Here is a 14011-nt window from a genome sequence, read left to right as displayed (position 1 = left end):
TAAGAAAGAAGTGGAAAAATGAACTTAAAAAAATTAGTATTGGTTGGTATTTTAAGCTCTAGTATTTTAGGAAGCTCCGTTGCATTAGCAGACGAAGCTAATCGTGAGGGAAATATTCCGTCAAAAGATACCTCAGAATTAACGGAAAAAGAAGCAGCTAAAGCAAAATCAGAAGGTGAAATTCGCTTTAAATTGGAAGACATAGATCCAGATAATCCAAACAACAGTGGTCCATTAAGTATTAATCGCATTTCGCATATTGATTTTGGTGAGCAAGTTATCTCTGGGGATGATAAAGTTTATCATGCACTGTATCGTGCACAAGACGTTTCTTATGATAAAGAAGGCGTCGTAGAAGCTGGAAAACACTTACCCTCTTACATCCAAATTAAGGACAATCGCGCAACAAATGCAGGTTGGGGTTTGTTTGTTAAAAGCAATGGGTTCCATGAAGTAGATGGAAAAACCAATTCAGCAGGAACATCGGAATTAACAGGGGCTATTTTAAGCTTAACTGCAACGAAATCAGTCGCAAAATCAGTTGGAAATATTGTTCCTACAGGATTGAATAAAAAGGTTGAGTTGGGGCTAGATGAAAATTACCATCCGCTAGTAAATGCTGCTAAGGGCGAAGGAATGGGACTAACAGACAATTTATTAGGTGACGAATTATCCGCAGCACCAGCAGGAGAAAAAAATACAGCGATTACCCTATCTGTACCAGGGACCACTGCTAAAGTAAAAGATGGTAAATATACGACTGAATTGACTTGGCTGCTAATGAGTGAACCCTCTGCAGACGAAACGGGAAGGTAGGAACCGAATATGAAAAAAACAATGTTAAGTTTAATCGGAACGCTACTTTTCTCAACCGTTTTTTTAGGAACTTCTGCATTGGCAGTAGAAGAAGTTGGCCAACCAGCTAAGTCTAATGGATATGTGAATTTTGATTACGATGATGAAGATGCAACTTTAGGAACATTACGAATTAATAAGGTTTCTAAAATTAACTTCGGAACAACTCCAACCAAAGGAGATACAGTAACAATTAATTCAGTTTATTCAGCAGAAGATGAAAAGAATGGAAAATACTTGCCATTAAATGTTCAAACGATTGATAACCGTGGAAATGGAGCGGGCTGGCAGTTACAAGTTCAACAAACACGTCAATTCACTCAATTAGATGAAGCGAATGTCCCTCTTACAGATGCCAATAAACTGAATGGTAGCTTATTAGAAGGAGCAGAATTAGCACTGACAGCAACGCAAGCAGCTGATTTATCAATCGAGCAAGAAGCTAACAGAGTAGCTCCATCAATCTTTAAGAAGGTAACATTATCAACAGCAGAAGATGCTGGTTTTGTGACAGTTACTTCTGCAAAAGAAAATGAAGGCATTGGAAGTTGGAATACGCTTTTTGGAGAAATATCAGATGCAACTGCAACTGAGAACAACGCAGTTACCTTGAAAATTCCAGGGGAAATTAAAAAAAATAAAGATGTCAGCTATGAAGCTGAATTAACATGGACAATTGTAGCAACACCAGAAATTTAAAACACTAAAAAAGAAAAGAATAGGGGAAATAAATCATGAAATTAACAAAATTAGCAGTAGTAGGATTAATGGCAACAACAGTATTAGGCTCAACAGTTCCAGCATTGGCAGCAAGTGAAGTAGGAGCACCAGCAACTTCAAAAGGAGCAGTAAACTTCCAAGAAGGTGGCGGTGAAACAACTCCAACAGATCCAGGTGATAATGGTAGTGGCGAAGACGGCGGAACAGTGGTAAAACCAGATCCAGCAAATCCAGGTGGAGCAGGATTTTTACGTATTGACCAAGCGCCAAATTTAGACTTTGGAACAATGTCAATTGCAGGTAAAACTGTTATCAACCCAGTTAAAGACGTAAAAGTAAACTTTAAAAATGACTCAACAGGTGATTTTACGGATGTGAAATATTATCCAACTTATGTACAAATTACAGATGAGCGTAGTGGAGATTATAAAGGCTGGACGTTAACAGCTAAATCAACTGAATTTAAAGCTTTCACACAAACAGGTGAAGCAGCACCAGAGGGAACGGAAGGTTTAGTAGGAGCACAATTACTTTTCAGTACAGCATTTGTTCAAACAAACTCAGGTGTTGAAGATGCATTGAAACCAGTTTCTAAAGCTGTAACAGTTGAAGCAATAGATGGCGACGCTGGACACCCAATTCTAGCTGCAAGTGCTGGTAAAGGTGGCGGTCAATGGTCAGCATTCTTCACAAAAGACGGCACGGAAGTTCCAAAACCAACAGATACACAAGGAACTAATGAAGGCATTCAATTATCTGTTCCAGCATCAGCTAAAAAGAACAAAGATTACAACTATGTTGCTGACTTAACTTGGACAATTGCAGCAACTCCAGACGCTTAATACGAATAATTAACAATTAAAAAAGAGATAAAAATAAAAAAGAAATTTTGGGGGAACCATCATGAAATTAACTAAATTAGCAGTAGTAGGAATCACAACCGCAACATTATTAAGCGTAGCAGCACCAGCATTAGCAACAGATACAACTGTAGGAACACCTGCTGCACCAAAAGCAAGTGTAAAATATATTCCAAGTGAAGGAGATAATAACGTAACGATTCCAGATACAAAACCACCTTTAGTAGTAGTACCGGATCCAGAAACAAATGAACCTGGTGGAAAAGGACAAGTGATGATCGTAAGCACACCTAAATTTAATTTTGGAAATCAAGAATTAACAACTAAAACAAAAGACTATTCTGCAAAAGTGACGAAATTTGAAAAAGTTGCACCAGAAAAAGGAACGGTTTTAAAGGCACCACTAGTTCAAATTTCAGATACATCAGGTCGTTCAAATGCAGATGCCAAATGGGCATTAAATGTATCAATGTCTAATTTTATCGGAGCAGACAAAGCAGAATTGACGGGGGCAACAATCAAAATTGGTGGGGGAAAAGTTTATAACAGCGTAGTCGCAGCAGATTCTGCAACAGATGGTTCTGGACTTGTAACTTTACCGAGTGTTGATGGTTTAAATTGGAAAAAAGAAGTTATCTTATCTTCAACAGCACAAGAGCTTTTATCTGCTAAAAATGGAACAGGTAATGCACTGACTTCTTATGTAATGGACAGTGCTTACACAGGTGATAAAGTATACGCTGAAACAGATACCTTTGATAACGTTCAATTAAATGTACCAGGATCAACTGTTAAAGCTGTTCAAACTTATGAAGCAACTGTGACATGGGCTTTGAGCTTAACACCAGAAGCATAAACACTTGTTAAAATAAAAAGAAGAATGGACAGCATTATTTTGTCCATTCTTTATACGTATTCAGACGGAAATCTTGTGTTATATAATAAGTGGCCCGTTTCATAAAAGTATCAATACAAGACAAGGAGACAAGACAGTGAAAAATAAAATATCAATTGTAATGATCGCTTTAGCGATAATCAGTTCAAGTTTTAGCATACAACCTAAACGGGCAGTTGCCGATGGGGAATCGGGTTCAAGTCAATCCGAACCTACGAGTATTTCTATCTCAGCCAATTTACCAGATAACCAAATCAATAAAGATCAATCGTATTTTGATTTACTAATGAAGCCAGGTCAAGAACAAGAATTAGAAGTCGTATTACGAAATTCGACGGATAAAGATTTGACAATGATTGCCTCAGCCAATTCTGCTGTTACAAATGACAATGGAGTGGTTGATTATAGCTTTAGTAAACCAAAAACCGACTCAACTTTAAAAGTACCACTATCACAAATTGCTGTTATTGAAAAGGAAACTGTTGTACCAGCTAAATCAGATAAAATTGTCAAAGTTCATGTGAAAATGCCAAATGAACCCATCGAAGGAGTCGTTGCTGGCGGAATTTACTTACAGCAAAAAGAAGACCCTAATCAGAAAAATTCAGGTGATGGTGGCGTTCAAATAAAAAACAAATACGTTTATGTAATGGGGATTCAGTTAAGAGAAAAAGAAGACATTAGCGAATTAGTAGCGGACATGAAATTAGACAAAACAAAAATTAAACCTAAGCAAGTCAACTACCGTAATGTACTAGGAATTAATCTTCAAAATACTGAGCCTGTTTATATTCGTAATTTAACAGTTGATGCAAAAATTTATAAAAAAGGCAGTCAAGAAGTTTTACATGAATCAAAGCAAGAAAGCTTAAAGATGGCGCCAAATTCAAACTTCAATTATGGAGTGAGTTGGGAAAATCAAGAATTTAAAGCAGGAAAATACCGTGCAAAAGTAACTGCCCATTCAGAAGATTACAATAAAGACTGGTCTTGGGATGAAGAGTTTACGATTACTAAAAAAGAAGCAGAGGTCTTAAATAAAGAAGCTGTTGAATTAGAAGTAACTCCAACTCCTTGGTGGGTATATGTCTTAATTGGTTTAGGAATCGCATTCCTATTACTCTTGATTTTATACTTGATTAAACGTTATATCGATAAGAAAAAAGAAGCAAAACGAAGAGAAGAAGCACGAGCACGCAAAAGAAGACGCGCGCAACAACAAAAAGCAGCAGCATCTAGTAAAAAAAGAAAATCTAAAAAAGTAGATGAGTAAGATATAGCAGTAGGGGGAAGTAAAATGAAGTTAAAAAGAATGGTAGGATTAATCGCAATTGGTATGATATTAACTCCTGAAATGGCTGTCATAGCAGCACCAGTAACAGATAGTAAAGTACGTTTTTCAGAAGGTGAAGTTACGGGAGATATCGTTCGACCAGATGATGCAGATGGTGAGTTAATTGTCCCTCAACCAGAAGGAGAAAAACCAACGGGTTCACTTGCGATTACTTATGCACCATCTTTTGATTTTGGGGAAAAAAAAATCTCAACAAAAAAAGAAACTTATTTTGCAAAAAGTATGTTGTTTTACGATAAAAAAGATATTGAGAAAAAAAATCCAAAATATATGCCTAGCATTTTAGCAGTGGAAGATGCTCGTGGTTCAAAAGCAGGATGGACAGTAAGTGTATCAGCTAGTCCATTTGTAGGAAATACCCCTGAAACGAATCAAAAGATTTTAAAAAATGCAACGATTACTTTTGAAATGGGCAAGCAGGTTTATAATACTGCTGAATCAGATTCAGGTCTACTAGTAATTGATGGACTCTATGATACTCATGAAGCAGATGGAGATATTGTGATTGGGACTACGGGAACGGGAGCAAATCCAGCACCATCTAAAGATATTATCACAGCACTCGAAGGTCATGGAGCAGCAGGAACCAGAATGGTTTTTAATCAGTTTTATAGTGGAACGTTAAGTAGTGACACGCCAGTAGTATGGACGAAAGATACGTTAAATACCAATGTCATCTTAACGGTTCCTCCATCTGCAGGGGCAGAAAAAAATGTTCAGTACACATCTGACTTAACATGGGAGTTAACAGCAGCACCAAAATAAAGACTAGCTTAATCAAGAAAACCATTATTAGGGGGAAATAGAGTGAACAAAAGCATTAAAAATTGGATTCAGATACTCGTGATTTTACTTGCTTTATGTAGCGTTCCATTAATAGGAGACGCACAAGAACAAGGATTAGGGTTCTCAATTCGGCCCATCCATCCAGAAAATCAACTAGATAAAAATCAAACCTATTTTGATTTGAAAATGGAATTCTTGATTACAGCTGGAATTTAGAAAAAGCAAAAGCAGCAGCAAAGAGCTACAATAAACACGCATCAGAAAAAAAAATAGATGTAAACCAAATTCGATACGATTCTTCCTTAAAAATGCCTTTACCAAGTTTGATTATGAGTGAAAAAGAAATTAAGATTCCAGCACAATCAGAGCTGCCTTATAAAATGCAGGTGACAATGCCAGAGAAGCAATTTCAAGGCATTGTTTTAGGTGGCGTTCGTTTTACAGAACAAGAAACAACAAAAAAAGAAACCACTTCAGATAAAGGTGTGCAAATTAAAAATAAATTTGCTTATTCTCTTGGTATTCAATTACGTGAAACCGATGATGTAGTGATTCCAGAGATTAAAATGGATCAAACAAAAATTAAAGCTGCTTCTATTAATGGACATACGGGAGTGACGATCAATTTACAAAATCCTACTATGACATTGATGCGAGATATTGAAATAGAAACAACGATTTATCGAAAAGGAAGCCAGAAAAGTTTAATTAACTTAACTAAAAAAGGCCTTAAAATGGCCCCTAATTCTAATTTTGATTACGGCATTGATTGGAAAAACCAACCATTGCGGGCAGGAAATTATACAATCAAGGCATCCATAAAAAATCATGGGATTGATGGGGAACCCAAAGAATTGACCAAAAAGTGGGAATTCGAAAAAGAGTTTACAATTACTAGAAAAGAAGCAAAAGAAATCAATCGTCAAGCGATAGATCTAACTGAAAATCCAATCAGTTGGTGGCTATATGTCGTAATAGGTTTGTTAGGAATACTGATTGTATTGATGGCGATAATCATTGCTAAAATTCAAATAGATAAGAAAAAAAAGATTAAAAAAAGGCAGGAACTGAAACGAAAAAAACGAAAAAAAGCAGCATCTGCTAATTCAAAAATGACATCAAACATTAAGAGAAAGGAGTGATTATGTTTCATGAATTCACTAGCAGTTATCTACTTTATCTTTGGTTTACTTTTTAGCTTTTTATTTAGTGGTTTTTATCTTTTTATCAAAGCTAAAAAGATTTTCTCTCATTCATTAGTAACAGTCGGTGTTTTGATGATTGGCTTTCTTTTCACAGTATTGATTATTGGAATGAGTAGCCAATTAAATGAGGTACATGCACTCTTTTTACTTATGATGGCAATTTTCTTTTTGATGATGTGTCAATTGATGGTGTTGGTTATTATATTATTCAAATCTAAAAAGCGTAGAAAAAAACGTAAAAAGGAGGTTAAAAAATGAAAAAACGTGTTCTTTTTCCAGTTGCATTAGTGGCGTTGCTACTGCTAGGTCAACAAGTTATGGAGTTACCAGTCAAGTCGATTCTAGCTCAATCTCAAGCACCTGTTGTGACGATTGCAATGAAGAATCAAAATGAGGAAGTAAAAGAAGTGCTAATCGAGGAGCCTTTTAATGCAACAATTAGTCACCTAGATGTTGGGAAATATGTAATTGAGCTTCCAAAAGAGCTTGACTGGGTTACACCTGAAAAAGAAATAACTGGGATTACTTATTCTGAAAAGACAAGACAGTTAACCTTAGAGCAAACAGCAGGGGAAGCTATTACATTTAGTTTGAAGGCTAACTCTGTGGGCAAATATCAAGTGAAGGTAATTTCAACTGTTGAAAAACAAAAATCTGTTCCATTTGAAGTGAATGCAATCGAAAAAAGTGAGACAGAATTTGAAGAAGCAGAGTCAGTACAAAACGAAGAACTGACAACCTTTGCAGAAGCACCACAGATGTTGTCCTTAAATCGACTTGATGATCTGACAGGTTGGGGGGATATTTCTTCGAATACCTTTGGTTCATGGTTATTCCAACAAAAAAGTGAAGTATTCAGTTCAACCCTATTGCCTAAAGGGGTATTAATGACAAGCTTAAATCCAGGTGGTGGAAGAAACAATTCATCAAAAATACCAACTCTAGAGGAACAGATTCGAGCGTTTAGAGTGGATGTACCTGCAATACAGTATCATTCACGAGATGAATCTAAGACGAATACGATCGCTTGGTATGTACCTAGTACGGTTAGTGGTTATCTTGGTAAAAATCCAACTGTAAATAGTGCTGAAAGTGTGACTATGCATGGAGAGACTGATTTTAAATCCTTAGGACTTGTAGTGGCAGTTAACAATGACATCAATACATTACAGGAAATTTCCGTAGGTCCAAAAACAGACATTGGTTATCCTTCGGATGAGTCGAAAGTGAGCAATGTTGATATAAACACCTTTAAGGTATATAAAAAAACAGAGGATATTGGTCGTAAGTTTGCTTATGATGTAACGATTGACACATATAAATTTCATGTAACGGTTGCTTATATTCCTAACCTTGAAACAGATGTTGTGAATGTTATTTACACGTATACGAATATTGGGGATAGTACCATTCCTGGTTTGATGACAGGGTTTAATTATACACCTGAGTTTAAAACAGCAAAGATAACGAATGATTTAGGTAGTATTGGAACGAAAACAGCGGGTACGATAAAATATATGGGAAATAATAAAGGGATTTTTGGAACAGCAACAGCTGGTGGACACCGAGCTGAAATTTACCCTAATTACCGAGAAGATGGACCCGATTCATGGGCTGCTTGGTCAGAATCCTTTAGATCAAGAGATGGGAATCGAGACATTACAAAATTTATGAAGGGCTTTAAAAACCCAACAGATTTGTATTCAGCAGGAGATGAACGAGATGCCATTGCTCCAAACACTCAAATTAAAGAGGATACATCAACTAATACAAATACAACAATCAGTATGAAATGGAATCCTAAAGACTTAGCGGTTGGCGAATCGATATCAAATTCATGGGCCTATGCTACAGAAGCTGTATCAAGTCTCCCTAAACTGCATTTAGAGGAAGGCGATTCCTATTATACTACTGGCGATACCGGTGGTGTGATCAAAGGGTCTTGGCGTAATTATGAAGATGGTACGAGTACGAATACGATCAAATATAGTATTGATGGTGGGGCTTATCAAAACTATCCTGTTTCTTATAAATCATTAGAAGAAGTTGGATTAGCACAAGATTTTGAAATTCCAGTTTCGTTAGTTGCACCAGGGGATCATACGGTTCGAGTTTATCTATCAAGTGCTAAAGGGGTAAATACGTCAACCTATTCTAAGATCTTTAGGTTTAAAGCACCAAAACCTAAATTTGATTCAACGATTTCAGTAAAAACAGATGGTGAAGAAAGAACCAACCTTTCACCGGGAGAAGACTTCACCTTTGATTTAGCAATGAACATGACAACTCAATATTCACAGCTGATTGATTCGACCATTAGAGTCCCACTTGATTCTACAATGATTGATGGAAGTAAGCTCAAAGATTTAAGCATTACAAAGCAAGATGGAACAAAGGGAACCATCAGTTTCAATGCTGCGTTAAATCAATTAGAAGCACAATTTCCAACAAGTTTTGTAGCAGGGGAAACATTGAATCTCCATTTTGCAGGACAAGTGATTGATTCAGAAGATTTAATAGATCAACAATTAACCTTCGAAGCAACGATTAAAGGAACTTCAGGGGATGTTGTCAAAGAAAACTTCGAACTTCCAGCAGCAGAAAAACCAGTGAAACAGATTGATATTGTTCCGGCTCTGTCTACTGTAACGGTAAACTTTTTAGATGGTGATCGACAACCGATAGTAGGTTATGAGCCATACGAATTAATTGGAAAAATCAATGATCATTACGATTTAATGTCAGAAATTGATGTGATATGGATTATTGAAGAAATTGAAGATAAAGGATATGATTTAGCGACCCCCCCTGCGAACGAAAGTGGATTATTTGAACGAAGCGGAACAGTTGTTGATTATATTTTTAATGGAAATATTAACTTTACAAAATTTGCTTCTACAGTTGGATTTGGAGAGCTAACAATTAATTCCAATACCCAAGTCTATAAACCAAAACTAATTGATGATGGTAAAGGACCGAATAACAACCTATTCTTTGAAATTTCAGATACAAGAAATAAAGCAGATCGAAAACCATGGGAAATAAAAGCTAGTGTTGTTACTGAACTAACTTCGTCAAAACACAAATTACCAGGTAACTTTATCTTTAGAACTAAAGATAAAAATGAGATTGTTTTAAATAAGAGTGAAGAAGTCATTTACAAGCAGTCAGATACTGTAAGTCAGTTGACTAAAGTCTCTTTTGATTCCAATCTTGAAGAAGGATTACAGTTAAAAGTCGATCCGGGTATTTATGCGGATGATTACACAGGAGCTATTTCCTACACCTTGGAAAATGCACCATAAAATAGGAAAACACGTCAAACAATTTATCGTTTGGCGTGTTTTTTTATTGTTTATTAAACGATTTAAGAAAAAGCAATTGCTGAATTTGGCTAATTAAAACTTCCCAGATTTGCGGATTGAAGATATCCTCTAAATAAAAAAGTGGAGTTTCACAGTTATTATTTTCATAGCTATCTGAAATAATAAAATCAGCGTTATTACTATCCGATGTGATGGTCAAATGGTCTCTTGAAAAGATTTGAAAGATTTTTGCTTCAATCAACTCTTCACCGTAATTTTTTTTAGAGTATTGAATATAGAGTTTTAATTTAAAAGAATGTTGAAATTCTAATAAAAAATAGAACATTGAATGAGCCACTGGAGCCAAATGAGAATCAATAGAAAATTCTTTTTTAAAGGAATTTGTTTGTAAAAATTTCTTGCAAAATCTCTTGATTTCTTGACTAATACTACTTACATAGTCGTCTTCTTTTAAAGTATCGGGTATTGCAATTGGCGTCATCATTAATTTTTCTGGATAAATTCCAATGTAAAAAATATAGAGCTGAAGAGAGACAATATAATAAAAGTAAAATAAACGCTCATCTAGTGTAAGATTCAATTTAAAATACTCAATAAATTGTTCAAGTAACTCTTTACTTAATTTAATTAGCTTTGCATCAAGTTCTAAAAGGTACAAAGCTATTTGTCTCTTTTGCTGAGGAGAATCAAGATTGCCAACATGAAGTCGTGCAAGGTAATTGAAGTAGAGCTTTTCTTTTTTTAGATGGTTTGGATCAAGGGTAGGAATATTTTCGTCCAAATCAGAGGAAACATCATTTACGAGTGAAAATTGTTCGAAAATCATCTGTATTTCGGGATCTAAATCAATTAAGGCTTGCTTGTCTTTAATGCGCCATGAACATAAGGTGATAAGAGAAGTCATTCGGTTAAGAGCTGAATGTTTTTCTAAAATAAACTTAGAAGAATTCAGATTTAAATGAGTTGTGGCGATTTCATTGCACTCACGAAAAGGTTCAATTCCTTTATAGGCGTTCCAAAAAAAATAAAAAATAAAGGAACGGATATCCTTTTCAGTACCAATTAAGTTGCTCGTTAGTTTAGCCCCAAATTTTATGGTTAAATGAAAATCTTTAAGAATGGGCTCAAGTTCTTTCAACTTCTTATACGTATTTGGGACGCTAATATATAGATTTATACTTAGCGCCTCTACAGAAGGAGCGCCATGAATAATCAACTCCTCGAGCACTTGATATTTCAATGACTTTTGCAAATAAAATAATTTGATTTGATCCACTAAAAAATTAGTGGGAAGCTGTGTCTTGTTTAACAGATGAAAGCCTTCCTTACTTTTTAGGATAGCAAGTTCATTTGAAGGGTAGAAGGTGTTTAGGTCAAGTTGAATTTGATCGATATGTTTTAAAACTGAATTTTTTGAGATTGCGGTATTATGGGAAAGCTCAATCAATGAGCAAGAACGATTTTTATATAAAAGGTGTTTGAATAGCAAAAATCTACTTTTGTTTCCTTTGTCAAATAAGGGAATCATTTACTGTGCCTCTCTTCATTTTTAAATAACTATTTGTCAGCTTAGAGCATACAGTACTGAATTTTTTTTTTCAATACGAGAGTTGGCACGAAAACTACTTTTTTACATTTTTGACCTATTCCATATTCTTTTTGGATAAGTTTTGAAAATAGAATAGTGCTAATATATGGATATCAGAAAAATTAAAAAGTGATTAGGAGTTGGGAAATAAAGATGGCAGTTATTGGTTATATGAGAGTGAGTACTCAGCATCAAAAATTCGATTCGCAGCAAAGTGCATTAGAAAAATATGGTGTTGATAAAATGTTTCAAGAATATGAAAGTGGTCGAAAAAGAGAACGAAGCGAATTAAATAAAGCATTAAAAATACTGCAGCCAGGAGATACGTTTGTCATTTTTAAGTTGGATCGATTGGCGCGTGGAACCAAGCAGTTATTGACGTTGATGGAGATGTTTGAAGAAAAAAAGATCAACTTTGTTAGTATTGAAAACAATATTGATACTTCAACACCAATGGGAAAATTAATGTTTACTATCATGAGTGCTTTTGCTGAGATGGAGGCAGATTTGATTCGAGAACGAATTTTAGCAGGTCTTTCAGCAGCTAAAGAAAAAGGAGTGACATTAGGCAGACCTGTTCAATTCGAGAAGATTAATCAGGCCTTAAATCTTTACCAATTTACCTCATTAAGTATTGATGAGATTTCAGAAGAGTGTCAATTGTCCAAACAAACGATTTATACGCATTGCAAAAAAAACTCCATTTCAAGGAAAAAAAAGAAATTGTTAGTGAACTAATTTAAAAATAAGTGGCTTTAAACAGAAAAAACTTGATTAAAAAATAGAGATAGGATAATTGTATAAAATAATAGAACTATCAGAAAAAAGTTTGCGAAATGGATAAAATGGTGTTAAAATTAGTTTTATAAGACAAGTTTTTTTCGGGCTGTTAGCTCAGTTGGTAGAGCAGCTGACTCTTAATCAGCGGGTCGAGGGTTCGAACCCCCCACAGCCCATAATTTAATTTTCCTACAAGACGCATAAACATTGGAATGAAGGACACACCCAATGTTTATGCGCCTTTTTATGTCTAACTTAATTTACTAGTTACTAAAGACGAATAGGATTAACCTGTAAATAAATCGTTTTTGTAGATCTTGATAAAGTAATCGAATAGATAATTTAGTTTTAACGAGAGAGGAGAGTTTATGAATGGAGCAGGAGGGAACGACATTAACGACATTTGATTTTTTAAATTTAGCTGAAGGTATCGGTATAGAAGCCGTTCAATTTTCACCAGTATTTATCGTTTCTAATGAAGAAAAAATAATCTTTTATTTTACAATGATTTTAAAAGAAGACCAAACCATTACTTTTTATTTTGCTACATTAGATCTTAAAAGCAAAGGAAAGGTGACTGGAACAAAAAACGAAATTGCACATGAATTTAATGGGAAAGTAATACTTTACTCAGCTAATTAAAAAAAGACAAGCTCTGTTGAATTTATTAATTCAACAGAGCTTGTCTTTTTTGCGGTTCCTGTTTTAGCTATCTATAAATTGAAATCATCACTAACAATTTTAGCCGTTTCAGCAATTAATTCATCATTATAGTCACTTTCTTGTTGTTCTTTATTTGAAAAAATAACCAAAACGATAGGCTTTCTATTGGGCGGATACAACACAGCAATATCATTACGAGTCCCGTATGAACCAGCTCCTGATTTATCGCCTACGATAACATCTGATGGAATACCGGCACGAATTAGCTTACTTCCAGTAGTATTTTCTATCAGCTGTTTTTTATAAAATTCTAGTTTGTCTGTTGGAAGTTTGTGATCAATAGCTAATTTTTTTAAGTCTAGCGCAATTTCTTTTGGTGTACTAGTATCTCTGATATCACCTGGGGTAGCTTCATTCAATTCGGTCTCAAAGCGTGAAGAATCAGTGGTGTAATCGCCCAGTTCTGCTAGCTTCGTTTGAAACCCTTTAGGGCCACCAAGCTGTTTAAAGAGGAAATTTCCAGCGGTGTTATCACTGTATTGAATTGCTGCACTAATTAATTCTTTTAAGGGCATTCCGATATCTACATATTTTTCTGTGATTGGAGAATAAGTGACTAAATCTTCTTTTTTAATCATAATGGTTTGATTTAATTCATCCCAAGAGGATTCATTTAATACTAACCCTCCTGCTAAAGCTTTATAGGTCGATGCAAAGGCAAAGCGTTGATCTTCGTTATAAGCGACTACTTTATTCGTTTCAGTATCTAATCCATAAACGCCCAACGTAGCATCATACTTTTTTTCTAATTTTTCAAAATTGAGAGAAGCATCCTTTTTTTGTAACTTAGTGTCTATTTTTGTTTTGGCCACATCTTTACTAGGTTTTAAAATAGCTCCGGCTCCGACAACCAACGCAACCCCCAGCGTTATGACTAGCAAACTTACGTACTTTCTATTTTTCATTTTTTCCTCCTTTT

14 protein-coding genes and 1 tRNA gene are annotated in these 14011 nt (G+C 35.1%); 13 read left to right on the top strand and 2 right to left on the bottom strand.

The features are described 5' to 3' along the window. The first annotated feature begins 18 nt into the window (after positions 1-18). The 10 genes from BR52_RS10915 (at position 19) to BR52_RS10870 (ending at position 9980) form a co-directional block, all read left to right on the top strand. On the top strand, positions 19-816 hold the full coding sequence (locus tag BR52_RS10915; RefSeq protein ID WP_051915713.1) for a WxL domain-containing protein: 798 nt from the start codon (positions 19-21) through the stop codon (positions 814-816). A 9-nt stretch (positions 817-825) separates the two neighbouring features. Beyond that, complete coding sequence (locus BR52_RS10910; RefSeq protein ID WP_034572637.1) at positions 826-1554, top strand: WxL domain-containing protein; 729 nt, start codon at positions 826-828, stop codon at positions 1552-1554. 35 nt (positions 1555-1589) lie between these two features. After that, a complete protein-coding gene (locus tag BR52_RS10905; protein WP_034572634.1) occupies positions 1590-2417 on the top strand; it encodes a WxL domain-containing protein in 828 nt (275 codons plus the stop codon). 61 nt (positions 2418-2478) lie between these two features. Next, entirely contained in the window at positions 2479-3291 is an 813-nt protein-coding gene (locus BR52_RS10900) for a WxL domain-containing protein (RefSeq protein WP_034572631.1), read from the top strand. Between the two features lie 136 nt (positions 3292-3427). Next, a complete protein-coding gene (locus tag BR52_RS10895) occupies positions 3428-4603 on the top strand; it encodes a WxLIP family cell surface protein (RefSeq protein ID WP_236707160.1) in 1176 nt (391 codons plus the stop codon). 24 nt (positions 4604-4627) lie between these two features. Beyond that, a complete protein-coding gene (locus BR52_RS10890) occupies positions 4628-5449 on the top strand; it encodes a WxL domain-containing protein (protein ID WP_034572628.1) in 822 nt (273 codons plus the stop codon). A 42-nt stretch (positions 5450-5491) separates the two neighbouring features. Next, positions 5492-5686: a DUF916 domain-containing protein gene (locus tag BR52_RS10885; RefSeq protein ID WP_034572626.1), complete on the top strand. Its 195-nt coding sequence runs from the start codon at positions 5492-5494 to the stop codon at positions 5684-5686. Then, positions 5662-6612, top strand: coding sequence for a DUF3324 domain-containing protein (locus tag BR52_RS10880; protein ID WP_236707161.1), 951 nt, complete (start codon positions 5662-5664; stop codon positions 6610-6612). Before BR52_RS10885 ends, BR52_RS10880 begins: the two co-directional genes overlap by 25 nt. 9 nt (positions 6613-6621) lie before the next feature. After that, positions 6622-6933 carry a hypothetical protein gene (locus tag BR52_RS10875; protein WP_034572621.1) on the top strand — a complete coding sequence of 104 codons (312 nt, stop codon included), beginning with the start codon at positions 6622-6624 and terminating at the stop codon, positions 6931-6933. Beyond that, the gene (locus tag BR52_RS10870; protein ID WP_034572618.1) at positions 6930-9980 is read left to right on the top strand and encodes a hypothetical protein; all 3051 of its coding nucleotides are present in this window, start codon (positions 6930-6932) and stop codon (positions 9978-9980) included. The genes BR52_RS10875 and BR52_RS10870 overlap by 4 nt, the downstream gene beginning before the upstream one ends. A gap of 43 nt (positions 9981-10023) precedes the next feature. Here BR52_RS10870 and BR52_RS10865 read toward each other — a convergent pair whose 3' ends face one another. Continuing rightward, entirely contained in the window at positions 10024-11529 is a 1506-nt protein-coding gene (locus BR52_RS10865) for a helix-turn-helix domain-containing protein (RefSeq protein WP_034572616.1), read from the bottom strand. Positions 11530-11742: 213 nt separating this feature from the next. Between BR52_RS10865 and BR52_RS10860 the strand changes: the two genes are divergently transcribed. From BR52_RS10860 to BR52_RS10850, 3 genes are all read left to right on the top strand, one after another. Next, complete coding sequence (locus BR52_RS10860) at positions 11743-12327, top strand: recombinase family protein (RefSeq protein WP_034572614.1); 585 nt, start codon at positions 11743-11745, stop codon at positions 12325-12327. Positions 12328-12472: 145 nt separating this feature from the next. After that, positions 12473-12545: transfer RNA gene (locus tag BR52_RS10855), tRNA-Lys, on the top strand. Between the two features lie 196 nt (positions 12546-12741). Beyond that, positions 12742-13011: a hypothetical protein gene (locus tag BR52_RS10850; RefSeq protein ID WP_034572611.1), complete on the top strand. Its 270-nt coding sequence runs from the start codon at positions 12742-12744 to the stop codon at positions 13009-13011. A gap of 71 nt (positions 13012-13082) precedes the next feature. Here BR52_RS10850 and bla read toward each other — a convergent pair whose 3' ends face one another. Beyond that, on the bottom strand, positions 13083-13997 hold the full coding sequence (bla, locus tag BR52_RS10845; RefSeq protein WP_034572608.1) for a class A beta-lactamase: 915 nt from the start codon (positions 13995-13997) through the stop codon (positions 13083-13085). Positions 13998-14011 lie beyond the last annotated feature (14 nt).

Source organism: Carnobacterium divergens DSM 20623 (assembly GCF_000744255.1).
Classification (GTDB): Bacteria; Bacillota; Bacilli; order Lactobacillales; family Carnobacteriaceae; genus Carnobacterium; species Carnobacterium divergens.
This window is presented reverse-complemented; position numbering and strand designations above follow the sequence as displayed.